Annotated in this window: 23 protein-coding genes; 19 read left to right on the forward strand and 4 right to left on the reverse strand. The window is 57.4% G+C overall.

What is annotated here, in order from left to right:
- Positions 1–43: 43 nt before the first annotated feature.
- From Mag101_RS01635 to Mag101_RS01645, 3 genes are all read left to right on the forward strand, one after another.
- The gene (locus Mag101_RS01635) at positions 44–1,390 is read left to right on the forward strand and encodes a hypothetical protein (RefSeq protein ID WP_198040048.1); all 1,347 of its coding nucleotides are present in this window, start codon (positions 44–46) and stop codon (positions 1,388–1,390) included.
- Between the two features lie 145 nt (positions 1,391–1,535).
- On the forward strand, positions 1,536–2,246 hold the full coding sequence (locus Mag101_RS01640) for a hypothetical protein (protein WP_157520109.1): 711 nt from the start codon (positions 1,536–1,538) through the stop codon (positions 2,244–2,246).
- 46 nt (positions 2,247–2,292) lie between these two features.
- A complete protein-coding gene (locus tag Mag101_RS01645) occupies positions 2,293–3,606 on the forward strand; it encodes a tetratricopeptide repeat protein (RefSeq protein WP_077399886.1) in 1,314 nt (437 codons plus the stop codon).
- Positions 3,607–3,722: 116 nt separating this feature from the next.
- Here Mag101_RS01645 and Mag101_RS01650 read toward each other — a convergent pair whose 3' ends face one another.
- On the reverse strand, positions 3,723–4,574 hold the full coding sequence (locus Mag101_RS01650) for an alpha/beta fold hydrolase (protein ID WP_198040049.1): 852 nt from the start codon (positions 4,572–4,574) through the stop codon (positions 3,723–3,725).
- A 371-nt stretch (positions 4,575–4,945) separates the two neighbouring features.
- Here Mag101_RS01650 and rpsF point away from each other — a divergent pair, with 371 nt between their 5' ends.
- From rpsF to dnaB, 5 genes are all read left to right on the forward strand, one after another.
- On the forward strand, positions 4,946–5,395 hold the full coding sequence (rpsF, locus tag Mag101_RS01655) for a 30S ribosomal protein S6 (RefSeq protein WP_077399892.1): 450 nt from the start codon (positions 4,946–4,948) through the stop codon (positions 5,393–5,395).
- Between the two features lie 12 nt (positions 5,396–5,407).
- A complete protein-coding gene (rpsR, locus tag Mag101_RS01660; RefSeq protein WP_010133305.1) occupies positions 5,408–5,638 on the forward strand; it encodes a 30S ribosomal protein S18 in 231 nt (76 codons plus the stop codon).
- A gap of 67 nt (positions 5,639–5,705) precedes the next feature.
- Positions 5,706–6,530, forward strand: a complete 825-nt coding sequence (locus Mag101_RS01665; protein WP_232325095.1) for a hypothetical protein — start codon at positions 5,706–5,708, stop codon at positions 6,528–6,530.
- Between the two features lie 34 nt (positions 6,531–6,564).
- Positions 6,565–7,011, forward strand: a complete 447-nt coding sequence (gene rplI, locus Mag101_RS01670) for a 50S ribosomal protein L9 (protein ID WP_077399898.1) — start codon at positions 6,565–6,567, stop codon at positions 7,009–7,011.
- Between the two features lie 264 nt (positions 7,012–7,275).
- Positions 7,276–8,721: a replicative DNA helicase gene (gene dnaB, locus Mag101_RS01675; protein ID WP_077399901.1), complete on the forward strand. Its 1,446-nt coding sequence runs from the start codon at positions 7,276–7,278 to the stop codon at positions 8,719–8,721.
- A gap of 343 nt (positions 8,722–9,064) precedes the next feature.
- Here dnaB and Mag101_RS01680 read toward each other — a convergent pair whose 3' ends face one another.
- Positions 9,065–9,556 carry a L,D-transpeptidase family protein gene (locus Mag101_RS01680; RefSeq protein WP_077399904.1) on the reverse strand — a complete coding sequence of 164 codons (492 nt, stop codon included), beginning with the start codon at positions 9,554–9,556 and terminating at the stop codon, positions 9,065–9,067.
- A 364-nt stretch (positions 9,557–9,920) separates the two neighbouring features.
- Between Mag101_RS01680 and bioD the strand changes: the two genes are divergently transcribed.
- The 4 genes from bioD to Mag101_RS01700 all read left to right on the forward strand — a co-directional run bounded on the left by bioD (position 9,921) and on the right by Mag101_RS01700 (position 13,632).
- Positions 9,921–10,622, forward strand: a complete 702-nt coding sequence (bioD, locus tag Mag101_RS01685; RefSeq protein WP_077399907.1) for a dethiobiotin synthase — start codon at positions 9,921–9,923, stop codon at positions 10,620–10,622.
- Positions 10,623–10,791: 169 nt separating this feature from the next.
- The gene (locus tag Mag101_RS01690; RefSeq protein ID WP_077399910.1) at positions 10,792–12,567 is read left to right on the forward strand and encodes an acyl-CoA dehydrogenase C-terminal domain-containing protein; all 1,776 of its coding nucleotides are present in this window, start codon (positions 10,792–10,794) and stop codon (positions 12,565–12,567) included.
- Positions 12,568–12,670: 103 nt separating this feature from the next.
- Positions 12,671–12,898 carry a DUF3094 family protein gene (locus Mag101_RS01695; RefSeq protein WP_077399913.1) on the forward strand — a complete coding sequence of 76 codons (228 nt, stop codon included), beginning with the start codon at positions 12,671–12,673 and terminating at the stop codon, positions 12,896–12,898.
- A 65-nt stretch (positions 12,899–12,963) separates the two neighbouring features.
- The gene (locus tag Mag101_RS01700; protein WP_077399916.1) at positions 12,964–13,632 is read left to right on the forward strand and encodes a nitroreductase family protein; all 669 of its coding nucleotides are present in this window, start codon (positions 12,964–12,966) and stop codon (positions 13,630–13,632) included.
- Positions 13,633–13,693: 61 nt separating this feature from the next.
- On the opposite strand, the gene Mag101_RS01705 is transcribed toward Mag101_RS01700, so the two are convergent.
- Positions 13,694–14,158 carry an EVE domain-containing protein gene (locus Mag101_RS01705; RefSeq protein ID WP_077399919.1) on the reverse strand — a complete coding sequence of 155 codons (465 nt, stop codon included), beginning with the start codon at positions 14,156–14,158 and terminating at the stop codon, positions 13,694–13,696.
- A gap of 134 nt (positions 14,159–14,292) precedes the next feature.
- Between Mag101_RS01705 and Mag101_RS01710 the strand changes: the two genes are divergently transcribed.
- From Mag101_RS01710 to Mag101_RS01725, 4 genes are all read left to right on the forward strand, one after another.
- Positions 14,293–15,381 carry a sensor histidine kinase gene (locus tag Mag101_RS01710; protein WP_077399922.1) on the forward strand — a complete coding sequence of 363 codons (1,089 nt, stop codon included), beginning with the start codon at positions 14,293–14,295 and terminating at the stop codon, positions 15,379–15,381.
- 26 nt (positions 15,382–15,407) lie between these two features.
- Positions 15,408–16,220, forward strand: coding sequence for a LytR/AlgR family response regulator transcription factor (locus Mag101_RS01715; protein WP_077399926.1), 813 nt, complete (start codon positions 15,408–15,410; stop codon positions 16,218–16,220).
- Between the two features lie 168 nt (positions 16,221–16,388).
- A complete protein-coding gene (locus Mag101_RS01720) occupies positions 16,389–17,009 on the forward strand; it encodes an HdeD family acid-resistance protein (RefSeq protein WP_198040051.1) in 621 nt (206 codons plus the stop codon).
- Positions 17,010–17,169: 160 nt separating this feature from the next.
- A complete protein-coding gene (locus tag Mag101_RS01725) occupies positions 17,170–18,969 on the forward strand; it encodes a PLP-dependent aminotransferase family protein (protein WP_077399932.1) in 1,800 nt (599 codons plus the stop codon).
- A 48-nt stretch (positions 18,970–19,017) separates the two neighbouring features.
- On the opposite strand, the gene Mag101_RS01730 is transcribed toward Mag101_RS01725, so the two are convergent.
- The gene (locus tag Mag101_RS01730) at positions 19,018–20,301 is read right to left on the reverse strand and encodes an MFS transporter (protein WP_077399935.1); all 1,284 of its coding nucleotides are present in this window, start codon (positions 20,299–20,301) and stop codon (positions 19,018–19,020) included.
- Positions 20,302–20,569: 268 nt separating this feature from the next.
- On the opposite strand from Mag101_RS01730, the gene Mag101_RS01735 reads away from it, so the two are divergent.
- The 3 genes from Mag101_RS01735 to Mag101_RS01745 all read left to right on the forward strand — a co-directional run bounded on the left by Mag101_RS01735 (position 20,570) and on the right by Mag101_RS01745 (position 25,822).
- On the forward strand, positions 20,570–21,424 hold the full coding sequence (locus tag Mag101_RS01735) for a carbon-nitrogen hydrolase family protein (protein WP_077399938.1): 855 nt from the start codon (positions 20,570–20,572) through the stop codon (positions 21,422–21,424).
- 203 nt (positions 21,425–21,627) lie between these two features.
- Positions 21,628–24,078, forward strand: a complete 2,451-nt coding sequence (locus Mag101_RS01740; RefSeq protein WP_077399941.1) for a TonB-dependent receptor — start codon at positions 21,628–21,630, stop codon at positions 24,076–24,078.
- Positions 24,079–24,190: 112 nt separating this feature from the next.
- Positions 24,191–25,822, forward strand: coding sequence for a tetratricopeptide repeat-containing sulfotransferase family protein (locus Mag101_RS01745; RefSeq protein WP_077399944.1), 1,632 nt, complete (start codon positions 24,191–24,193; stop codon positions 25,820–25,822).
- Positions 25,823–25,825: the final 3 nt, after the last annotated feature.

Genomic DNA, 25,825 nt, shown 5'->3' on the forward strand with positions numbered 1-25,825 from the left:
ATCCCTGGGCTTTTCGAGCGCGGTACCGGCGAGTGAGCACACTGTGCCCCTCACGGCATCCGGAGGGGTAAAAGTGGGGAGTATTATCTGCCCCGCGGAGCCTCATGACACGATTGTGCCGGTAGTTATCCCGAGCGATGTACATGATGCTGCGTCCGCGCCAGAGATGACTATTGCAGGATTGTGGGGCTTGATTCAGCAGCAGGGCCTTACATCAATTGATCAGCTGTTACCTTACCTGCCCGATCACTTTCGTACGAACTTCTCTCTTGTGGAGCACACGCGTGCGACCGGGCAATCCAACCTGGAGTTTCCGCGTGTTGTGCTGTTTGGATCCGATGGACACTTGTTGTTGAACATCGGCACCAAGCCGGATGATCCGAAATATAACCTGCTGGACGTTGCCCAATTACATGAGGGCAGTGGGCGCTGGGAGTTTTCCGTATTTGATTTTTCCAGTGAGAGGCCCCGCTTAATGCGCAATGACGCTAGCTGTATTGAATGCCACGGCGCCGACAACAGTCGCCCGGTGTGGGGTACCAACCTGGATTGGCCAGGTGTGTTTGGTGACAACATTGCCGCTGGCCCGCAGGGGGAGGCGCTGGATTCGCGGCACCTTGAACAGATACACGCAATCATGGCGGGTGATGGCAAGTCTTCGCGCTTTGATTTCCTCGAGTGGCGCCACGAGCCGCTGCGTCGCGGTGGCAAGCGACGAATAGCCCGGCATGCGTTCGGTGCCGAATTGATTCTTTCCAATATCGCCATGGGGAGTGCGACCGCGCGCGGTGTATTCCAGCGCCTACGTAGTGAAAATCTCCAGCATTTTCGCCAGCAGCGTATGGCATTGTTGTACAGCTACTTTGCCCGCAAGGGACACCTTCCCTGGGGAGAGGGGAACGCACGCTTACTTGGGTTAACGCCAGACACCAGTGCTGAGCAGGCGATGGATAAGTTATTGGCGCATTTGGGGGTGGATACCTCTGAGGCGTTCTCAGTGGCGACCCTGCATCTTTTGGAGCCCGCGCAAACCCATTGGAGTATGGGGCGCGGGGATTTGTACGACCTCGTCGCACTGCAAGTGCTCGATGATCTAAAGCGGGAGGATGCGGAAGTGGCGGCTATTCTTGCCGGTCGCAAGGTAGCTGAGGGTGTGCTCGGTTGTCCGGTTACTGCGGGTAGTGTTGCCGAGGTCGTGGATTTTAAAATGCTGCATCTTTTTTATTTGCGTGGTCATGCGCGTTTCCTCGTGCACGAACAGTTTTATCCACTCGACTTGGAAGATGTGTATTCCCGCGTTTTTCTACCGGTAGCCCACCCGTTGCTGAGTTACCTTGGCGAGTCTTTGCAGATACAAGCTTCGGTTCCTGATGGTCGCGGCGCGGGGTAACACCCGTTGTCGCTGTTCTGCGCATTGCCCTGAGGTTTTGAGACCTGCTTTGCGCAGTTTTCCCGCTCCTTGCGCAAATAGCCTGCTTTAATTTCCTTGTCTTTCCGCTCCATTGATTGCTTTTGATGACGCGAGGTAAAGGATTATGTCAGCAAAACAAGCACACCGTTTTTTCCAAATCATCCCTTCTGTATGTACACGCCATGTCGTTTCTGCCGGCTTGGTTGGCTTGGCTGTAGGCGCACTATCGTTGTCTAACGTTACCGTTGCACAGCAAGAGGTGGCCTTGCCTGATGAGGGTCCGGCACTTGATGTGCAGGCTGACGTGGTCGACCCGGATGTGACCCTGCAAGTGGTTGAAGATGCGCAAAGCGTCGAAGACCTGCTCAACAGCATTGAATTGCCAGAGGAGGTGCGAGCGCTCGCGGAACAGCGGCTCGCTGCGGCGCTTGCAGCGATTAAGGCTGCGCGCGAGGCGTCTCCATCCAATGCGGACGAGGTCCCTAGTTCTGGCGAGGTCTCCAGTGAGGTTGCCGAGCGTAGGGAAGCCATGCTGGCCGAGATGGCCGAACGGCGCGGTGAAATGATGGCAAACGCGCAGAATGCCGCGCTCGCCGCAAATGAACAGGCACAGCAGGCGGTGGAGTCTGCCCGTGAGGCGGTCGAGGAGGCATTGAAAAATGGCCTCACCAGTGACGAGATGCAGGGCATGATCGAGCAGATGGTGCAGGACATTCTTGGCAGTCTGCCCGCCGATGCGGGTGCAGATATGAGTGAAGTGGATACTCTGCTCGAATCCTTGCGTGGGGATGTGGCGGCCGAGCCGGTTGATGTGAGTGACGCTACCGGTAGCTGAGTCCACAGTTCCTTCGAGCGAAACCCGCAGTGTCACGAGGCAAGGAATGCGCGAGTTTATCAAGTTGTTTGTGCTGATCACCATGTTGGTGCTGGTGTCGGTGTTTGGTCCCGCGCGGCTGGCTGCGGCGGAGTTGTCCAGCGCCGCAGGCGCGTTTAAGAGTGGTGATTATCCTCGTGCGCTGGCCCTGTTCCAGCAAATGGAGCAGGCCGGCGATCAAACTGCGCGGCTGAAGTTCAATCTCGGGGTCACTCTCTACAAATTGGGCCGCTACGCCGAGGCGTCCGAATATTTTTGGTTATTGGTGCCAGAGCCCAAGTGGCGTGATTTGGCAGAATATAACCTTGGGCTGATGGCGAGCAGGCAGGGCGATCCAGCGCTTGCTGCGCGCTACTTTCGCCGGGTGAGTGAGCACGCAGATTCGCCCAAGCTGCAACGCCTTGCGGCGCTCCAGCTGGGAGCCAGTACGGAGCGTGCATCAGCGCCGCGTCCCTGGCTTGCCATGGCCAGTGTCAACGGCGGCTTCGACAACAACCCTTACGCGGTGAAGACCGAGTTACTGGGCGAAGATGCGGTCGGCGATGACAACTTCCTCGAGCTATTTGCCTGGGGGCAGTACCGCCTTGCCGGTAGCGACATCGATGGCTGGCGATTGCAGGGCTACGGTTTTACCCGGCGCTACAGTGAGCTGGACAGCCTGAATCTGGGAAGCCTCAGTGCTTCGCTAATTCGCGATAGCCGCTGGCGAGGATGGCAGCTGGAGACCGGCGGTGGCGGCGAGCAGGTTTCCCTCGGCGGTGAGCAGGTGAGCCGGCAGTTGCAGCTGACCGCGCGGGCCGCGCGGGCGTTCGGCGCAGTGCGGGTACAGCTGTCTTATATCCCCGCCTACTACTCCGGTGGTGAGCGTTACGGCTATCTCGATGGCTGGCGGCAGCGCTTCTCGGCGCGCGCGCGCCGCAATACGCTCGGCGCGGACCTCGGTATCTATTACCTGTATGACAGCAATGATCGCGAGGATTTACAGCAGGCGGCGGGGGACTATTACAGTTACTCACCCGCGCGCCACGCTTTCGGCAGCGATGTGCGCTGGCGCTTTCTCAGCCGCTGGGAGTTGCGCGCTGGCCTGGAGTATCGCTATAGCGTGTATGACGGAACCAATCGGGTCAGTGACAGCAGCGGCGAGTTGCTCGAATACGAACGCGAGTCGGATAGAGTGAAATCCTGGGTGTCGACCCGCTATCGGCTGACACCGCGGTTGAGCCTCGATGGCAAGCTACTGCGCATCGACAATCGGGAGAATCGTGAGATTTACGACTACGACAAGACGGAGCTGAGCCTTGGTGTCAGTTACGTGTTCTGAGGGGGCAGAAAGGGGTAAAAAATGAAGGGGCACAAGTGCCCCCCTACGGTGTTGTCCCGCTTGTTATTCTTCGGTCCTTGCTCGTTATTGTTATTGTTTAGAATTATTTTCGCGACCTATGCCTGTATGACGTCTGGCGCGCTATCCCCCTCAATCCATTGTTCAATTATTTCTACTACCGGTTCCGGGTTCTTGATCCAGCTCAGGTGTGGGTTGCCATGCGGGAAGGTGGGGGCGACTTCGCGGACTTCCCCTTGAACCAGGGCCGCTAGCCGGCGCGTGGCGCCAACCGGGGCGAAGGGGTCGCCTTTTATGCACAGGTGCAGGGGCCGGTGGGCTAGCGTAGCCTGCTTGGGGATGCGTGCCTCTGGGGCAAAGCGGCCGCGCAGTATGCCGTTGCCCCAGTCGCGCATCAGTGTCGCCGCTTCGCGGCCACCAAAGCGCATCTGCCGTCCGGGGAAATAGCCGAGCAGGCGGGTACTGGTGTGCGCAGCCAGTGCCGCGCCCATAATCGCCAGACGGGTAGGTCCGCGCCAACTGCGGCAATCCAGGTGGCCCGCCGCCACGCTCACCACCCGCGCATCCCCGGTTAACCCGGCCCGGGCGGCCAAGGTCATGGTCTGCCCGCCGATGCTGTGGCCCAGCATTAGTGCTGGGCCGTGGCCGAGAGTGCTTTTCAGTGCCTGCAAAACCTCGGGGATCAGCTCGAAAACCAGATCGCTGTAGCCGTAGTCGTTGCCCCGTCTGGGGTGCGGTGTACTTTTGCCGGTGCCCGGCATCTCGTAGATCGCGGTCTGGTACCCGCGCTCACCCAGTGTGGTGAGCAGTTGCTGGTACTTGATCGCCGGCACGCCGAGTGCCGGCGCCACCAGTACCAGAGGTCGGGCGTGTGACTGATTGGGCGGACTACATAGTGTCAGCGGCACATTGAACCCGTGAAAGGGCAGGTTGATGGTATGGGGCTGCACCGACAAAGATACCTCCGGTATATACATGGAAAGCTGGAACCAAGAGTCAAACTATAGTCACGTTTTCTCCTGCTCCCCTTGACCGAACCACCCCACTTGCTGGGCTATTTTTCTGTCGCCAGTGGCGCCTGCAGGGTGGTCGCCACGTAGTAAGTGAGTACTCGCAAATGTATGTGTCCCGATTTGCGGCGGCCGCCGCATTGTTCAACTTGCAACCACTCCGGTAGAGGCATAGAATACGCCGCCCGCAATAGCGCCATCCCGGGTGTTGTTGCGTACTCCTTGCCTCACTGGGCGGTTGCTGCACTTTTCTACTTATTAGACAGGGCGGCGGCAAGCCGGGAGGCTGTGTTAACCCGTAAGGAGCGAAAATGCGTCATTACGAAATTGTATTCCTGGTTCACCCGGACCAGAGCGAGCAGGTACCCGGCATGGTCGAGCGTTACACTGCGACCATCAAAGAGAGCGGTGGCAGCGTTCACCGTCTGGAAGACTGGGGCCGCCGTCGTCTGGCTTACCCGATCAACAAGATCCACAAGGCTCACTACATTCTGATGAATGTTGAGTGTACTGAAGAAGCGCTGGGCGAACTGACCACCAACTTCAAGTACAACGACGCCGTGCTGCGCAACCTGGTGATCCGCGAAGATGAAGCGGTTACCGAAGAAAGCCCGATCATGAAGGCTGAAAAAGAGTCCCGCGAGCGCAAAGCTGCGCGCGCAGAACGCTCTGAGCGTCGCGAGCGCGCCGAACGTGAAGAATCTTCTTCCGAAGGCGCCCAGGAAGCTAAGTCTTCCGACACCACTGAAGACGAAGAGTAAGGGGATAGTCAGATGGCACGTTTTTTCCGTCGTCGTAAGTTCTGCCGTTTCACCGCTGAAGGCGTAAAGCGTATCGACTACAAAGATCTCGATACCCTGAAAGCCTACGTTTCTGAAACTGGCAAAATCGTACCGAGCCGTATCACTGGCACCAAAGCCAAGTATCAGCGTCAGCTGGCCACCGCGGTCAAGCGCGCGCGTTACATTGCGCTGCTGCCGTACACGGACAGCCACGAAGCCTAAGCATCGCTTTGCTTCGTATTGATTGTTATAGAGAAGCTATCTAGTGCGCGCTATCGCTGAATTTGCCATGCGATCGCGCGTGCGCGCGGTGATCCTCACCATGGTGGGAATCCCGCTGATCAGCCCCGCGGTGCTTGCACTGGTGGGGTTACGCCGCGGCAGTGGCGACGGCCTGTTTGTACTGGTCTGGGGTCTACTGCCGATTGTTGCCGCAGCCGGCGCGGGCTATATGTCCCCGCTGATGGCTGGTATGGCGATCACGCACTTTGTGGCGGTGTTGGTCAGTGCTCTGGTCCTGCGCGAAACTAGCGCTTGGAGCTGGACACTGGTGACCCTGACCACGGTGACCGCCGCGGGTATTCTGGTGACCTCACAGGTGACTGGCGGTGTACTGGGCAATCTGCTCGAGGCGGTCAATGAGGCCGCGGGCGGCGCCAGCACACCGGAAGCGCAGCAGCTGGGTAAAGCATTTACCAGCGAAGCGCAGGCTACCGGTTACCTGGCCTGGGTCTCGGTAATCAGTGCCATGTTGGCTCTGTTATTGGGGCGCTGGTGGCAGGCCCTGTTGTACAACCCCGGTGGTTTGCAGCAGGAAATGCACAACCTGCGTATGCCGTTGCCGCTCGCAGCTGCCGGTATGCTGTTGTGGATTTACTGCCTAGTCAGTGAACACTTTGTGTTCTGGGGCGCGGTTGCCGCTTTCCCGATCATGGTGGCAGGCATTTGCCTGATTCACTGGCTGGTAGCCCAGAGGGGCTGGGGACGCGGTCCGCTGATTGCCCTGTATGTGATGCTGGTAATTGCGGCACTGCCGCTGGCAGGTTTCCTGTGCGGACTGGCACTGATCGATAGCTGGATTGATATTCGCGCACGCGCAAGCGACAAACGCTGAGCGGCGCACAAGAACTGAAACTGAGGGTTCCGAGATGGAAGTTATTCTGCTCGACAAAGTAGGCAAACTGGGCAACGTGGGCGACCGCGTTGAAGTAAAAGCCGGTTACGGCCGCAACTTCCTGCTGCCTACCGGTAAAGCCGTACTGGCCAACGCAGCAAACGTTGCTGAGTTCGAAGCCAAGCGCGCTGAACTGGAAGCAGCTGCTGCTGCAAAAGTAAGCGAAGCTGAAGGCCGCGCTGCCCAGCTGGTTGAACTGGCTGTGACCATCGCCGCTAACGCTGGCGACGAAGGCAAGCTGTTCGGCTCCATCGGCACTCGCGATATCGCGGAAGCGATCACCGCTGCCGGTGTTGCAGTAAGCAAGGCTGAAGTGAAGCTGCCGGAAGGCGCTCTGCGTGAACTGGGCGAGTACGACGTAGACGTACAGCTGCACGCCGACGTAATCAGCAGCGTGAAGGTTGTTGTAGAAGCCGAATAAGGCTCTGCAGTTACCGAATCGCCATAGCGAGGCCTGCGGGGAACGGAATTGCCCGTTCTCCGTCTAGCCGCGCTACAATCAGGCGCTGGATTCTCCCAGCCGGTTTTTTGCCGGTGATGGAGGGTACAGCGCCTGACTTGTTTGTGAGTCCGGCAAATGGTTTCAGCCCCCGGCGCACTTGGCCTGTGAGCCCGTGGTGGGGCAGGCCTGAAACCAATGACCGCAACGACCGGTAGTAACACAGAGCAGCGAACAGCAGCGAACATGAACGAATACGCTCCGCAAGAAGAAGAGGCTCAGCAAGCCACCGCCAGCTCCCCGCTGCCACACTCGGTCGAGGCCGAGCAGTCGGTGTTGGGTGGACTGATGCTCGACGCCAGCCGCCTCGATGCGGTTGCCGAGCAGCTGAGTGCGGAAGATTTCTTCGTCGCCAGCCACCGGATTATTTTCGGTGTCATGCTCGAGTTGTCCGGTGGCGAGCAGCCGCTGGATATCGTTACCCTCGCGGAAGGACTCGCCAATCGCGACCTGCTGGCCGACATTGGCGGCCCGGCATACCTGGCCGAACTTGCAGAAAACACCCCTTCTGCCGCCAACATCGTCGCCTACGCGAAAATCGTGCGCGAGCGCTCTATGTTGCGTCAGCTGATTGCCGCCGCCGGTGAAATCAGCCGTACCAGTTTCAACCCTGGCGGTCTTGGCTCCGTCGACCTGCTGCAGATGGCCGAGCGCCGCGTGGCAGAGATTGCCGAAGGTCGCGCCAAAGAGGGCGGCTTTGTCGGTGTCGACTCGCTGCTGAAGAAAACCGTCGAGCGTATCGACGAACTGTTCAAATCCGAGGGTGACCTCACTGGTCTCAGTTCTGGTCTCACCGAACTCGACGAGCGCACCTCTGGCTGGCAGCCCGGTGAACTCATTATCCTCGCCGCCCGTCCTTCCATGGGTAAGACTGCACTGGCACTGAACTTCGTTGAAGCCGCCATGCTCAGCCAGGAAAAACCGACCCTGGTGTTCAGTATGGAGATGCCGTCGGACAGCCTGGTCATGCGTATGTTGTCTTCCATCGGCAAGATCGACCAGGGGCGTATCCGGAACGGCAAGCTGCAGGAAGAGGATTGGCCCAAGCTCTCCAGTGCCGTGCAGAAGATGAAGGGCAAGGGGCTCTATATCGACGATACCCCGGGCCTGTCGCCGTCTGAGGTGCGGGCGCGCGTGAAGCGCACGGTGCGCGACCACACCAACAAGCTGATGCAGGCGGACCCCAAACTGAGCCGCGAAGACGCGGAACAGCGCGCGCTGCCGGCGATGGTGATGGTGGATTACCTGCAGCTGATGCAGGTGAAGGGCAGCACCGAAGGGCGTACTCAGGAGATCTCGGAAATTTCCCGCTCCTTGAAGGCGCTGGCCAAAGAATACGAATGCCCGGTGATTGCCCTGTCGCAGTTGAACCGGGGGGTGGAACAGCGTCCGAACAAGCGCCCGATGAACTCGGACCTGCGGGAATCCGGTGCGATCGAGCAGGATGCTGACGTAATCCTGTTTATTTACCGCGATGAGTATTACAACGAAGACAGCCCGGATAAGGGCCTGGCGGAGTTGATTATCGGTAAGCAGCGTAACGGTGAGATCGGTACCTGCCGCGCGGCGTTTGTGGGTAAATTCACCCGCTTTGATGATCTGGCGCCTGAGTACTATCAGGAAGAGCACTAGCCCCCGGATGTTGAATCGGGTTGAGAAGCTTAGAGATAAGGTGACGATGCCAGGTAAAGGTTTGTGAGACCTTCTAAAACAGGGATGTTTTAGAAGAGCCCCCAGGGATGGGTTCACGGCGTGTCTCACAAACCTTTACCTGGTGGCGTCACCGCCACGGCTCTGGGTTTGGAGCTTTGTTATAGCTTGGTGGTGGCCAAGCGCCGGCTGCGGGTTTTCAGGACCGCTGTTAACCCATCCCTGGGCGCTGCGGCGGCGACGTCCATGTCGCCGACGCTCCTGAAAACCCGCAGCCGGCACTTGTCCTTCGATTCGAGCTTTGAGCGCTGCTATCTATTCGCGATCAGGGGAAAATCTCAATCGGCGTACCGGTATCCACCATCGCCCAGATCTCGTCCATCTCCGGGTTGGTTACCGCGATACAGCCGTCGGTCCAGTTCATGCGGGTCAGGTACTGTTCAATACCTTTCCAGTGCGGTTTCTGGCCGTGGATCATGATGGCGCCACCTGGGCTGCGGCCCATTTTTTTCGCCCGTGCGCGGTCCGCCGAATTGGGGTAGGAAACCTGGATAGCGCGATAGTAGGTGCTGTTTTTCTTTTTCCAGTTCAGGGTATAGCGGCCTTCCGGCGTACGGGAGTCGCCCTCGTACTGCTTGTGCCCAATTGGGTTTTTACCAAATACCACCTTGTAGCTTTTAACAACCCTACCGTTGCGTTTCAGCTGCATCAGGTGCTTGGATTTGTATACGACCACCTCATCTACGGTTTTGATCTTGGCCATAGCCAGGGTGGGGATTATTAACAGGGCAATCAGACTCAGTTTCAGGTATCGCATGGCTCTCGTCGGTAGTAATGGCATTGTCGGTGTCATTCCGGGGCTGAACAATCAGCTTCCGTGCTCTCGCACTTCCACGTCCCTGACTTATGCGGGGAGTCTCTGCGGGTTGGCAGAATCGGGCTGCCAGGCGGAGAAATGTGGTTGCGCGGTGCGACTTAGTGACGCAATAGCGTTATGACAGCGCTGTCCCTGACTGTCACCCCAGACCAGGTCCGGGAACTTTTTTAGGCAATTATCCTAACCCGGGCCTCGATTGGCGAAATGGGTTGTATGAATACCGCTCTAAGTGATTAATTTATCAGCAAGTAGATCACGTTTAAAGAGCCGTCAAACAAAAAAACCAAAGAATGAGGAAGAATTTGTGACCGAAACTTTGTTTGTGACCGGAACGAATACAGAGGTCGGTAAAACCTATGCCACTGCGGCGTTATTGCACGCGGCAGGCGAGCAGGGCCTGAAAACCGCGGCGGTAAAACCGATAGCGTCTGGCTGTGAGCAGACCGCCGAAGGCCTGCGTAACAGCGATGCGCTGACCCTGATTGAGGCGATGAACCAGGACATGCCCTACGAGCAGGTCAACCCGGTGGCGCTGGAGCCCGCCATCGCCCCGCATATCGCGGCGATGGAGGCAGGGCGTAGACTCGACGTTTCCCGTCTTGAGGGCATCTGCCGCGGCGTCATGAGTAGTGGCGCGGATCTGGTACTGATCGAGGGCGCCGGTGGCTGGCGGGTGCCCCTGGCCCCTCGTCAGTTCCTGTCGGATCTGCCGCGCGCGCTGGAATTGCCGGTCATTCTGGTGGTGAGTATCGAATTGGGCTGCATTAATCACGCATTGCTGACCGCTGAGGCCATTCGCCGCGACGGCCTGCCGCTGGCGGGCTGGGTGGCAAACTTTGTGCGCGGCCCACAGGAAGATATGGCCCGCGCCGAGGAAAACCTGATGACCCTGCGGGCAATTCTGCCCGCGCCATGTCTCGGTACCCTGCCGCACGACGAATCTGGCGACTACCGCAATGGCGCCGCCCACCTCGACCTCTCCCCGCTGCTATCTTCTTCCAACTGACCAAATTTGTTTGATTCTCCAAGCCGGACCGTGGGTCCGGCTTGACTTGGGAGGCCCTTCGGCCTAGATTTCAAACATGCGTTTGAAACAAACGATTGAGTGACTCCGGCTTGCACATCGCAGAGCCACCTCCAGACACACCAAAAAATCGATTCTAAGAGGCGACACCATGGCCGATTACAAGGCGCCACTGCGCGAGATGAACTTCCTGCTGCACGAAGTATTCGAGGCAGACAAACTGTGGGCGCGCCTGCCCGCGCTGGCGGAAACCGCGGACCGCGAGACCGCCGACGCCATTCTGGAAGAGATGGGCAAGCTGGCCGCAAACACCCTCGACCCGATTAACCGCAGCGGCGACGAAGAGGGCTGCTCCTGGAATGACGGTGTGGTGACCACGCCAAAAGGTTTCCCCGAAGCCTACGCCACCTTCTGTGAGGGCGGCTGGGGCGCGCTGGTGGGTAACCCGGAATTTGGCGGCATGGGTATGCCCAAGATGTTGGGTGCCCAGGTCGAAGAAATGCTGAACGCGTCGAATATCTCCTTCGCCCTGTACCCGGTACTGACCAACGGTGCCTGCCTGGCGATCGATGCCCACGGCAGCCAGGAGCTGAAAGAAAAATACCTGCCCAACATGTACGCCGGCACCTGGTCCGGTGCCATGGACCTCACCGAGCCACACGCAGGTACCGACCTCGGGATTATCCGCACCAAGGCGGAACCGCAGGAAGACGGCAGCTACTCCATTACCGGTAGCAAGATCTTTATTACCGGCGGCGACCAGGACCTGTCCGAAAACGTAATTCACCTGGTTCTGGCCAAGCTGCCGGACGCGCCGAAAGGGCCCAAGGGCATCTCCCTGTTCCTGGTGCCAAAAATTCTGGTGAACGAAGACGGCAGCCTGGGCGAGCGCAACGCGGTCAATTGTGGCTCCATCGAACACAAGATGGGCATCAAGGCCTCCTCCACCTGTGCGATGAACTTTGACGGTGCCAAGGGCTGGCTGGTTGGTGAGCTGAACAAGGGCCTCGCGGCTATGTTCACTATGATGAACTACGAGCGCCTGGGTGTAGGTATCCAGGGGTTAGGTGCTTCCGAGCGCTCCTACCAAAATGCGATTGAATACGCCCGTGACCGCGTGCAGAGCCGTTCCCCGTCCGGCGCCAAGCAGCCAGAAAAGGCTGCTGACCCGATCATCGTGCACCCGGACGTGCGCCGCATGCTGCTTACGCAGAAAGCCTACATCGGTGGCGCGCGCGCGCTGTCTACCTATGTCGCCAAATGGCTGGACCTGGCCAAGTACAGCGAGGGTGAGGAAAAGCAGCAGGCGGAAGCTATGGTTGCGCTGCTCACCCCGGTAGCCAAAGCCTTCTTTACCGACCGCGGTCTCGACTGCACCGTAATTGGCCAGCAGGTATTTGGTGGTCACGGCTATATCCGCGAGTGGGGTCAGGAGCAACTGGTGCGCGATGTGCGCATTACCCAGATCTACGAAGGCACCAACGGTATCCAGGCGCTCGACCTCATCGGCCGCAAGACCGTTGCCAACGGTGGCGCGCTGTTTGAGCTGTTTGCCGCCGACGTGCAGCAGTTTATCGATGCCAATGCCGGCAACGCCGACCTGGCCGAGTTCATTCAGCCGCTGACCGTAGAATTGCAGCGTTTGAAAGACGCGACCGCAGCGGTCATCGAGGCCACCAAAACCGATCCGAATGCACCGGGCGCAGCCTCCGTGGATTATCTGGATCTGTTTGGTTACGTGGCTTACGCCTATATGTGGGCCAAGGTCGCCAGCGTTGCCAACGGCAAAGACGAAGACTTCTACCGTTCGCAGATCAAGACCGCGCGCTTCTACTTCGCGCGTCTGCTGCCGAAGTCTCAGGCCCTGGCCGCCAGTGTCGTGGCCGGCAGCGGCACCCTGATGGACCTGGAAGAAGAGTTGTTCTGATCTTCCGTCCCCGGTTCAAAAAAAGCCCCGCACTCGCGGGGCTTTTTTCATGGCGGCGAATCTCCTACACTCGGGGCATCACAATAAAAATACCGGGTTGCTTATGTCTAAATTTGAGTCCAATCCAGAACAGGATGCGGACCTCTCGGTTCCGCCGAAAAAACTCTCCGACGAAGACCAGGCAAAGGTCGACCGCTACCTGGCCCGCGGCTACAACCGGGTCGAGCGCAAGCCATTCCGTCCACTTCTGTTGCTCGGCATTATTCTGATTGTGTTGACCCTGCTGTCCCTGCTCAGCCTGTTTATCGCGGGCACTAAAGGCGTTGTGTAACGTGGGCATTGTGTAAAGCGGGTTTTGTGCAACAAGCGCCGGATTCGAAATAGGAATTGACTGTCATGGCTGAAGCCGAAGAATTTATCCCGCTGCAATTTGAGCAGCTTGATGATGCGACCAAGGCCGCGCGGGCCAAAGCGTTTTATGAGCAGATGAAGCAGCGACGCTCGGTGCGCGATTTTTCCAAGACACCAGTGCCGCGCGCGGTGATTGAAGACGCGGTGCGTACCGCCGGCAGCGCACCCAGCGGGGCCAATATGCAGCCCTGGCACTTCTGCGTGGTGGAGTCAGAAGCGGTAAAAAAAGAAATCCGCATTGCTGCTGAAGCGGAAGAACGCGAGTTTTACGAACGACGCGCGTCGGAAGAGTGGCTCGATGCGCTGGCCCCGTTGGGGACCGACGCACACAAGCCGTTTCTGGAAACAGCACCCTACCTGATCGTGATCTTCCTGAAGAAGTTTTCCCAGAGTGAGGCGGGCGAGCAGCTCAAGAATTACTACACCTCGGAGTCCGTGGGTATCGCCACCGGTATGCTGCTGGCGGCATTGCACAACGCCGGTGTCGCCACTTTGACCCATACCCCGAGCCCGATGAAGTTTCTCAACCAGATCCTCGGCCGCCCCAGCGATGAGCGCCCCTATATGATCGTGGTGGCAGGACTGCCGGAAGAGGGCGCGGAAGTACCGGCGATTCAGAAGAAGCCGCTTGAGGAAATCGCCGAATTTATCTAGCGCACCGCTATTGCGCTTCTAGTGTGTCTCTAATGCAACTTAGCGGGCCGGCTCGATAGCATTAGCCGGTCTCTCCCAGTTTCTTGATGAGACGCCACTCCGTCGCTTTTACCGGCTGAATGGAAAGCCGCCCCTGCTTGACCAGCACCATCTCCTCCAATGCCGGGTTCTGCTTGATGTCTTTTAGCGGCACCGTTTGGGCAAATGCGCTTTGCCAGCGGATATCCACGCAGTACCAGCGCGGCTGCTCTGCGGTCGCCTTGGGGTCGAAGTATTTGCTCTCCGGATCGAACTGGGCCGGGTCCGGGTAGGCACCGCGCACCACACTGGCGGTACCGACAATCGCGGGGACCTTGCAGGCGCTATGGTAGAAGAGCACGCCGTCGCCCTCCTGCACCGAGTCGCGCAGGAAGTTGCGCGCCTGGTAGTTACGGATGCCATCCCAGCGGCCTGTATGACCAGGCTCCCTCTTCAGGTCATCTAGGCTATATTCATCCGGTTCCGACTTAAACAGCCAGTAATTCATCGCTATCCCCCAAATCTGCGCGATTTCTGCGGCAACCTGTCAGATTGCTGCGGTTGGTGGTATTTCGTTCACCCCGTTCCTCATTTAGGCTATTTTCCCAGATTGGCGCAATGCGTGCGCACTTATGGAGAAATATGGGTACTTTTGTTTTTAACTGGCTTTCCGACAGACTGGCAACTGAGCGTCACCAGTACTGGGCGCTGCAGTGCAGCGGCTGGGCGGGCTATACGCTGCTGACGTTTATCGGTGGCTTCTTCTGGGTGGAGAACCACCTGCTGTACTGTGGCTACCTCGCCGTAGCCACAGCATCGGGGATCGCCCTATCGGAAGGCATGCGCCGTGGTTTCCAGCGCCTGTGGGACAAACCGCCGGTTACGCGTCTCATCGGTTCCCTGGGAGTCATCATCGTGGCGGCGGCACTGTGGGCCGCGATCAAGTTTGGTGGCAACCTGTGGCTGTACGGCAAGGAGAGTGACGAACACCCACTGGTGATGTCGGTCTACTGGTTCTCCTACTCGTTCCTGATCTACATGACCTGGACCGCGCTCTACTACGGCATCAAGTACTACCAGACATCCCAGCAGCAGCAGGAGAAGGCGCTTAAGGCGGAGTCCATCGCGCACCAGTCACAGCTCAAGATGCTGCGCTACCAGCTGAACCCGCACTTCCTGTTCAATACCCTGAATGCGATTTCCACTCTGATCCTGGATCAGGACGGCAAGACCGCCAACAGCATGGTTACCCGTCTGTCGCAGTTTTTGCGTCACTCACTGGATAACGACCCCATGCAAAAGGTGACGCTAGCGAAGGAAGTCGAGGCGCTGATGCTATATCTCGACATTGAAAAGGTGCGCTTTGCCGATCGCCTGCAGATCAATATCGATCTGGAGGGCGATGCCCCCCGCGCACTGGTGCCGAGCCTGCTGTTGCAACCGATTGTGGAAAACGCGATTAAATACGGTATTTCCCAGCGCGAGTGGGGCGGGGAGATCACCATCAAAGCGCGGGTATTTGCCGGCGAGCTGCTGATTGAGGTCAGCGACAATGGCCCCGGTGTGCCCGAGAAAGAGCTGGTAGGTTTGGGACAGGGTAGCGGTGTTGGTATTCGCAATACCTGTGAGCGCTTGCGCGCGCTCTATGGTGACGAGCAGAAGACCCGCTTCTGCAACCGCCCGGAAGGCGGGCTGAGTGTGCATCTGCGCATTCCATTTGAACAGGAATAACAGGATTATCTGGAGAGGGCGTACTGGTGAGTAGTGATATTCTGAAAGTCATCATTGTGGACGATGAACCCCTGGCCCGGCGCGGTTTGCGCCTGCGTTTGGAAAACCTCGGTGGTATAGAAGTGGTGGCCGAGTGCGGTAATGGCCGCGAGGCGCGTGAACAAATTCTGGCATTAAAGCCGGATGTCGCCTTCCTGGATATTCAGATGCCTGGGGTCAGTGGTCTCGACCTGGTGCAGCTGCTTCCCGCTGATGACATGCCGCAAATCGTATTCGTTACGGCCTACGATCAGTACGCGGTAGAAGCGTTTGAAGTCAATGCGGTCGACTACGTATTGAAGCCAATCGAAGAAGATCGCCTGGCGATGGCGTTGCAGCGGGTGCGGGAAAAACGCGGAAGTGAAAGCCTTGTGGCCCAGCGCGAGCAATTGCTGGAGGCGGTCGCCGACCTGACCCACGAATCCCCGGAGGCGCTGGAAGAAAAACTGGCGGCGGGCGAGTTGGGTGGCAGTCGCTACCCTGAGAAAATTGCCATCAAAGATTCCGGGAAGATTTCTCTGGTACCGGCGCGGGATATCGACTGGATCGATGCCGCCGGAGATTACATGTGTGTGCACGCCAACGGCGAAACACACGTTATGCGCATCACCATGAAAGAGCTGGAGCAGCAGCTGGACCCCAAAGTATTCCAGCGTATTCACCGCTCAACCATCGTCAACCTGAAACGAGTGCGCGAGATCTGCGCGCATATCAATGGTGAGTATCACCTGGTGCTGAACAACGGTGAGCGTCTCAAGATGAGCCGCAGCTATAAGAACAAGGTGCAGCACTTTATTTAATCCGCTATCCAAGGCGGCGATACAACCGCGCCGCCAGGCCGCACCTATGTGACGGTGTGACGGTGTGGTCTCTAAGTTGCCCCTGCCGGAAGGGAAAATAATCTCGTTTTCTGTGGCAGGGGAGACTAAAACTTCGCTCTGAAGCTAAACCTTTGCTTTGGAGATCCCATGGCTACAGAAAACAGTCCTCAACACGGGGCCCAGGGCGGCTCACAAATCTCAATGGCCCATCGCCCACTGCTGCGGGCAATGGCAGAAAACTGGTGGATAGCACTGGTGCGCGGGTTGCTCGCCATATTGTTTGGTGTGCTCACCTTTGTGTGGCCGGGTATATCCCTTCTCAGCCTCGTCCTCCTGTTCGGTGCCTACACTCTGGTGGACGGCGTCGTTGCCTTGTACGGGGCTATAAAGGGCCGCGGTTCCGCAGAGCGCTCATCCCTGTGGTGGCTGCTGTTTGTCGGTATCACCGGTATTGCCGCCGGTATCATCACGTTTGTATATCCGCAGGTGACCGCATTGGTGTTGGTGATTTTTATCGGCGCCTGGGCACTGGTGCGCGGTATCTTTGAGATCATCGGCGCGATCCGTCTGCGCAAGGAAATCGACCACGAGTGGCTGCTGATACTGGCCGGTATCCTGTCGGTTATTGTTGGATTGTTTTTGCTGATCAAACCCGGAGCCGGTGCACTCGCATTGCTGTGGTTGATCGGTGGCTATGCAATTGCATTCGGTATTATTCTGGTGTGGTTGGCCTTCCGCCTGAAGAAGGTTGGCACGCAATCCGCATGAAATTAACCGGGCCTCCAATCGCTGGGGGCTGGCAATAACCCTTGGGGCCCGCGCTTGAAACTGCGCGGGCCCCCATGCACACTGTGGATGACACTCGTGGCTGTCATGCCTAAGTCGTTTGCGGTGTGTATCAGGCCAGAACAAATATAACGAGCCGAACATGAGCGAAGCGCTGATCATTCTCGATCCTGCGGCAGAAAAAAGTCTGCAGCAGCAAATTCGTGAAAAGCTAATCCAGGGTATTTTGTCCGGGAGCATCCCCGCCAGTCATAAAATGCCTTCCTCGCGGCGGATGGCCGAGCAGCTGGGGGTGGCACGCAATACCGTGGTGCTTGCCTACCAGCAGTTGGTGGATGACGGCTTTCTGGTAACCCGCGAGCGCAGCGGCTTTTATGTCAGCGATACCGTTTCCCAGCAGGGCGTAATCAGCCATAGCGCCGGCGAACCCCAGCGGGATGAAGATGATCGCAGCTTCTGGCGCACGCACTGCAACGCGGTTTCGGTTAATCGCCGTGCGCTACAGGCGCGCCCAGCCAACTGGTTGCAATACCCTTTTCCCTTTGTCAGTAATGAATACGACCCGCGCTTGTATCCGGGGGCCGAATGGCGAGAGTGCACGCGGGATATTTTTACCGCGCGGGAAGTTGCACAGTGGGCGACCCTGGGCAGCAACGAAGACGATCGCCACTTGGTGGAACAAATCTGTACCCGGTTACTGCCCCGTCGCGGTATCTACGTAGAGCCGGGGCAAATTTTGCTTACCTGTGGTGTGGAGCAGGCCTGCCATTTACTTGGCGAGCTATTGCTGGGCGATCAGCGCAAACTTGCACTCGTGCAACCGGCTGCGGGTGAGACCGGCGAGATTTTCCGCCGCACCGGTGCGCAGATGTTGCCGTTAGCGCAGGATGCAGACGGCCCATTGCTGGACCAGAATCTCCAACAGGCAGACTGTATTTATCTGCAGCCCAATGTGCACAATCCCACGGCGGTTACTTGCAGTCTTGAACGCCGACGCTTGCTGCTGAAGCAGGCGCGCGAACAGGGCGCGGTGATTATCGAGAACGACTGCGACCACGATTTCTGTTATCACGGCAACCCGTTGCCGCCGCTGAAAGGTATGGACGGCGGCGGTTCGGTCATCTACCTCTATCAGTTTCCTAAAATTATCGACCCCGGCATGCAGCTGGCATTTGTGGTCGCCCCCAAACCGGTGATTCAGCGTTTGCGCGCGCTGCGTTATACCCTGCGTGAGCGCGTGCCGGCGCTTAATCAGCGCTTGCTGGCAAAGTTTGTCGCTGCCGGTCATCTTGACGCGGCTCTGTTTAAAATTACCCAGCAGCTGAAAGAGCGCTGGACGGCGCTGGGTGAAGCGCTGATGTACCATTTGCCGAAATTGAATGTCCGACGGGCAAGCTGTGGCACCGCCTGTTGGTTAGAACTACCGCAGCATATGGACGGTGCGCAGCTGCAAATTAGTGCTGAGAAAAACGGTTTGCTACTGGAAGCGGTCAGTGATGGCAGTGCGGTGCGTCTGGGTTTTTCTGCAATCGATGCGGATAAAATTGAAGGCGGCGTGCGCGTATTGGCACAGCTCATTAATGGTGAATTGCAGGCGGAAGAAGAGTCGCTAACGAACATGGCAGGTAGACGCCTGAGCGCCCAGGATCTGCAGAAGGAAATGCCCGGAGCCGTTTTCCTTGGCACCAATACTCTGGGCGAATCGTATCGTATCGAATTGAAACCCGACGGCACCATGTTGGGCTATTCGCGTAACGATGTGGAAATGGATGAGACGGATACCGGGCGCTGGTGGCTCGATGGCGACCAGTGGGTGCGCCAGTGGCGCACATGGTCATACGGCCGCAAGGCCAGTTTTCACGTGGTAACCGATGGCCACCGTATTAAATGGTTTAACGAGAGCGGAAAACTGATTGATACGGCAGTTGTTGCCAACGAGTAGCCAAGTCGAGATTGGCCAGGTCGAGAGCAACCAAGTCGATTAATACGGTTAGCCCTGCTGGTTTGAGTGATCCAGCCGGTTCGCCGCTGGAATGGCAATCAAACAGATACCAAGAATCACCGTGGCCAGGATGATCAGTTGCGCATAGCTGCCGCCACCGGTGATGAAGTACCCCGCAAATAATGGCCCACAGGCCAAGCCCAGCTTGGATGCAAACCCCGCAAAGGCGCCCATCTGGCCCGCACTATCAAAACGCGAGGCGATGGTCAGGAAATAGGGTACGCAGAATGCCCAGGTAATACCCGTTACCACATTAGCCACAATAAACATCGCGCGCACATCGCTTAGTAAGAAAAGCAGCAACCCAGCCAGCGTAATCACCAATGCCGCAGCAAGCGGTTTCGCCAGCGGATATTTCTGCCCGGTCACTGCCGCCAGCATGGCGCCACTGATGGCAATCAGGTTTGCCCAGAACAGTGTCTGGCTGATAAACCCGAGCGGCAGTGCATAGGTTTTCCCCAGGTCAAAAATAAACGCGAATAGGGCCATATTGGCAAACTGAAAACAGAATAGCGCGAACAGTGTAATTGCAATTGGCAGGAGAGAGCGCGGTGCCTTTGTCTGTTCGTGAGCGGCACTCGGTGATTGGGTGGGTGATTCGGACGTCGGTTCGCTCGGCAAAGGATAGTCCGCGACCAACGGAAGCATCACCAGGGTAATTACGCTAAAGGTAATCAGGGCATAGAAAGGTACGTAGGTGCCATGCTCAACCACCAGGGCTGGCAGTAATCCCATACCGATAGCGCCACCGGTGTATTGCACCAACAGCACCATGCTGTAGCTGCGCCCAGCGATGCCACTGCGGGCAATCACCGCAAACCCCAAACCAACCAGTGCGCCGCCGAGAATGCCGTGCACCAGGCGTAACGGAATCAACAGATCGAGATTGGCCAGCTGAATGGTCAATACATCCATGCCGATCGAGCAGCACAGCAGAATCGCGGCCGCGCGTTTCCAGCGCGGGATATGGCGAATCAACCAGGAAACACCAAAGGCACCGATCACCGCGCCGATGGTATTGGCAAAGGTGATTTGCCCAGCCTGTTCGGCGCTCAGCCCGGCGCCGGCCATCAAGGCATCCACAATGACCGGAAAGATATTGACGTAATAGAGACCCGCCGAAGAGAGAAACGCGAGGAATATGCTCGCGGCCCAGCCGTTACTCGCAAACCGGCCACTGGCCATCGGCAGTTGCGCTGAACCGCTATCGGGCAGTACGCCGCCGCCACTATTGGAGGCGTCAGTCGCTGCGCTGTTTACTGGATCTTGCATGGCTGCTCCGGTGCATCGTTGTTGTTATGGCTGTTTTCGTATCTGTCTGCCCTGCCGTAGTGGCCTGGCCCCGGATCAAAACTAACTTATTACATCATCATCCATAGTGCCAGATTGGCCCTGTCGTTGGAGCCAAAAGTCCGTTTTCGTTGGGAAACGGGGGTTGGACTCATGTTATGCGGTCATCTGGCCCTATAGCGGTGCTTTCACTTGGGCCAGTATGGTCCCAGCCAATATGAACAAGACTGCACAATCAGGAACCGGTGTAATGAGTAGCAAACCCAATACGTTCGGGATAGCCGCGCTGCAACTGAAGCTTGAGGAGGCGGACAATCTGGAGCTACTGCTGCAGAAAATCCAGCGTACCAAGCTGCGTTACCCCTGGGTGAAAATGATTGTGTTGAGTGAGCTTGCGCTACGCGGTGTTGGTGCGCAGCACGCCCGTGAGCTGCCCTCCGCCGAAGAGGAAGCCTTTTGCCGTGCCGCTCGTGAGCTGGGCATCTGGCTGATCCCGGGCTCCATGTATGAAAAGTGCGGCAGTGCTGTCTTCAACACCACACCGGTAATCACCCCGGCGGGTGAAGTGATTGCCCGCTACCGCAAAATGTATCCCTTCCTTCCCTATGAAAAAGGCGTGACCGCTGGCGACCAGTTTGTTGTATTCGACGTGCCGGAAGTGGGCTGTTTCGGCGTGTCTATCTGCTACGACATGTGGTTCCCGGAAACCACGCGCGCCATGGTGTGGCTGGGTGCAGAGGTGATTATCCACCCCACTAAAACCGACACCATTGACCGCCAGGACGAACTCTCCATCGTGCGCGCCAGCGCCACCATGAACCAGTGCTATATCGTCGATGTAAATTCCGCGGGTACCCAGGGGGTGGGCCGCTCCATCATCGTCGGGCCGGAAGGTGAGACGCTGCATGAGGCCTCGGTGGAGGAAGAAGTTATCGCTTTTGAGATTAATCTGGACAAAGTGACTCAGGTCCGTGAACGCGGCATGAAAGGCCTGGGACAGACATTGAAGAGCTTTCGCGATGGTCGGGTGCACTACCCCCAATATGAGGCAGGTGCAGTTTCTCCGGCCTTGCAGCGCCTCGGCGAGCTAAAAGTACCGGATTGAGTACCGGATTGAGCACCGAAGCGAGCATCGCAGTAACCGAACCCATTCTCACAGGATGAGTAAAAACTGGACCAGTCGTTATAGACTAACTGGCCCTAGGTTGGGGTCAGGGTCCGGATACAAGAAATAACCACAACAATAGCCGGCGCTGTTTGGCCAGCAAAGACAATTCAAAGAGAGTTCCAAACCTAGCAGAGGGCACCATGAAACAAGTAAACAAGCAGAGGTTTACCAAATCCACACTGGCCAGTGCGGTCGCGGCAGTATCTGCGGGTACGTTATTTGCGGTTCCGCAAATCTCCGCGGCGCAAGGTGCTGACGCGGTTGAAGAAATCATCGTTACCGCTACCCGTCGCGCACAGAGCGTACAGGACATTCCCTACAATATTTCTGCGGTTTCCGGTGATGAACTGGAAGCAAGCCAGATTACCGATGCCGCAGAAATGATGCGTAGCGTTCCCGGCTTGACCGTTGTGGATCGCGGCTACCGCAACTCCGGCACGGTTAACGGTGTAATGATTCGTGGTGTGAACGTCGATAGCGGCTCCAATGGTGATGTGCCGCTCTCCGCCGTACCTACCGTAGCGACCTACGTAGACGACACACCGCTGTACGCCAACTTCGTGCTGAAAGACATCGAGCGCGTGGAAGTATTGCGCGGCCCGCAGGGCACTCTGTACGGCTCCGGCTCCCTGGCGGGCACCGTGCGCTACATTATGAATAAGCCGAAGCTCGGCGAGTATGAAGCGACTGTAGGCAGCAGTTTCAGTCAGACAGAAGGTTCCGACGGCTTTAACATGAACAGCGATGTGCTGGTCAATGTACCGCTCGGTGACATGGTGGCACTGCGTGCAAATGTGGGCATGATTGATAATGACGGTATTGTCGATTACACCAACGTGTATGAGCTCGATGCCCAGGGTGCCCCCGTGGCAGCCGGCGGTGATATCGCCAATGGTGCACCGGTATTCCGCAGCGTGGAAGACGCAGACACAGTGGAAATCAGCTACGCGCGCGCCGCACTGCTGATCGAACCCAATGACCAGTTGAGTGCGCAGCTGTCGCATCAGATGCAGAGCGACGAAATTGGTGGGCGCCGTCAGGTCACCCGCGGCACCAACTGGGTCAGCGGCGAAGAAGAGTTCTACGATGACTATGAAAACGGTGCGGTAACCCTGGAACCCTCCGAGCGCGACGTCTCCCTGACCTCGCTGGAAATTTCCCTGGATATGGGCTTCGCAACCTTCACGTCCAGCACTTCCAGCTACTCCCACGATGGCATTGCTATTAGTGATAACTCCGGCTTCTACGCACAGAATGGCTGGTTCGCGAACTACTACGGTGGTTCCCCCCGTCCGCTGGCACAGGCCGAGCGCTTCTACGATGACAGCGCGCTGGTGCAGGAAATTCGCTTGGTTTCCAATGGGGACAATGCGGTCGACTGGGTGGCTGGTTTCTTCTATATGGATCAGGAGAGCAAGGCCGGGCAAAACAGCTATATGCCGGGCTGGGCTGAGTGGGCAGCGGCTGCACCAGCTGTATGGACCCCGGGTATTTCGTTTGCCGAGGAGTTCACCGGTTGGGGTGCCAATGTTCAGGATCAGGACTTCTACTTCCGCCGTAATCAGAAATTTACTGACGTGGCTGTTTTCGGCGAAACCACATTTAACTTCTCCGATACCCTGCGCATGACCCTGGGCCTGCGCCACTTCGACAACAAGCTAACCAACGATTCGGTACTGCAGCTGCCGATCTGGCCGGAGCCGGAAGCGGATACTCGCGCAAGTTTTACCACCGAGGATGACGATACGTTGCTGAAGGCGAATGTATCCTGGGATATGAGCGAGAGCACCATGCTCTACGCGACCATCTCCGAGGGTTATCGTCGCGGTGGTGCCAACGCGGTACCGTTGATGGGTGGCTTCGCGGAAAGTCCGGAATACCTGCAGTACGGCGCCGACCAGGTGCTGAACTACGAGCTTGGCGTTAAGGGCACGACAGACGCAATGCGCTACACCGTGTCCCTGTTCCGCATGGATTGGACCGATCCCCAGTTGAACACTGCCACCACTAACTGGGGCTTCTTCGCCGCAGTTAACGGCGATGAAGCGCGTACCCAGGGTCTCGAAGTCGAGCTGAATGGCGACCTGAGCGAAAACATCAGCTACAACTTCGGTTATGCCTTTGTCGATGCCGAACTGACCAAGGATTTCTACCAGCCCAGTGGCAACTGGCAGGGTAGCGGTGTCTTGGGCGAGTTTATGGTTGCCGAGTCCGGCACCACTCTGCCCGGTACTGCCGAGCACACCATGTCACTCTCTCTGGATCACACCACCACGGTTGCGACAGATCTGACGCTGGTATCGCGCTTGAGTGGTTACTATCAATCTGAAACCACCAACGCGATCGGCAGCGGTAGAACCTTTACCGAGTTCGACGGCTTCCAGCTGTGGAATGCGAGTAGCACGCTGGTGGCAGAAGATTGGGATGTCACGCTGTTTGCGAAGAATCTCTTCAATGAAGATGGTGTAACGGGTGCCCTGACCGAAGCGCACATGGGTACCGATCCGGCCGAAAACTTCTATGGCAATGCGTCAAAAGACTACATCAGTCTGCCGCGCACCCTGGGTGTTTCCGGACGCTACCACTTCTAAGACTCATCGTTGTCTCACCGTGTGACAGCTTAGCCGGCCCTCGAGGCCGGCTTTTTTATGGCGCAAAAGCGGGTACACTGGGTAGATAAGGTTAAAAATACAATCCAAAACTATGCAGACAGTGGTTGAACCCAACAGCGAAGCCAAGCAAGCGTATATCCGCGCTCGCCAGTATTTTCGTTCTGGTAACCTGAGTGCAGCGCAGAGCGCGGCTGAAGAGGTGATCCGTCATTCCCCCGGGTTTGCCAGTGGCCGCCGCTTATATGCGGACATATTAATGGGGTGTAATCAATTTGTGGCCGCGCGCGATCAGCTCGACAGTGCACTAAAGCTGTTTCCCGATCAGGTTGAGCGCCGGCGCCCCATCCTGCTGCACAAAGCGACCAGTTTTGTACGCGAGGGTGATCTGGCCGGTGCGTTCGGCGTCGCCACATCTGCCGACCTGAAGCCGGTGGAAGCCTTGGATGCCGCCATGCTCTCCCAGCTCGGTTATCTGCTGACCCTGTGTGAGTCTCATGAGGCCGCACTGCGGGTATTTGAACATGCGCTGATCAAGCAACCCGGCGATCCGCTGTTCTTATTCAACTGCGCTGCGGCAAACCGCGCTATGGGTAACCTTGAACGTGCGGAGGAGCTCTACGATCGCGTATTGGTGTTAAACCCGCAAGACTGGGAGGCCTACAAGAACCGCTCCGATCTGCGCAAACAGAACGCGCAGCGCAACCACATTCCGGAATTGCAGCAGCAACTTGCCCAGCGCGATTTGCCTGAAGTGGCCAAGGTGCAACTGCAATTTGCCCTGGCCAAAGAATATGAAGATCTGGACTGTTACACGGACAGTTTCGCGGCACTGCAACAGGGCTGCGAGGTAAGAAGGAAATCGATGGATTACCAGATTGATGGTGATCTATCGGTTATTTCGGATATCGCCGCGCGCTTTTCTTCCGAGTTTCTGGCCGGTTGTGATATCCCATCGGATTTCGGTAAAGAAATTATTTTTGTGCTCGGTATGCCGCGTACCGGATCCACGCTGCTGGATCGGATACTGTGTGCATCGGGCGATGTGGTTTCTGCCGGTGAACCGGATACCTTTGCGCGATTGTTGCTGAACGAGGCCGCGAAAGTACAAGAAACTGAAAACGGAAGTGATCGGAACATCATTTTACAGGCCGGTGAAGCTCTCGATGTAACTGCGGTGGGCAAAGCATATGTCCAGCAGCTGTATGCGCGTGCTCAGCTTGCTGGGGGCAAGCGGATTGTTGATAAGAATCCAATGAACTTTCTCTACCTTGGCTGGATTGCACGTGCACTGCCGGGCGCCAAAATTGTCCACTTGTGCCGAAACCCCATGGACACCTGCTATGCGGTTTACAAGACGCTGTTTAAAACCGCGTATCCGTTTTCCTACAGCCAGTCGGAGATGGCGCAGTACTACGGCGCCTACCATCGATTAATGCAGCACTGGCGCGCTGTGTTTGCCGATCGGGTGATCGATGTGGATTACGAGAGCCTGGTGATGGATTTGCCAAATACCGGGCAGGAACTTTATCGTCATTGTGAGCTGCCCTGGGATGACGCTGTTGCGACCGGCTACTATAAATCGAATAAAGGCACCGCAACTGCGAGTGCAGCGCAGGTGTATCAGCCGGTATACCAGACGTCACTTAATAAGTGGCGTAATTACGCGGAGCAGCTGCAGCCCATGCAGGATATTCTCGTGCGCGAGGGCATAGAGTTCGCCTGATAC

Origin of the sequence: Microbulbifer agarilyticus, from assembly GCF_001999945.1 — a bacterium.
Lineage (GTDB): Bacteria > Pseudomonadota > Gammaproteobacteria > Pseudomonadales > Cellvibrionaceae > Microbulbifer > Microbulbifer agarilyticus_A.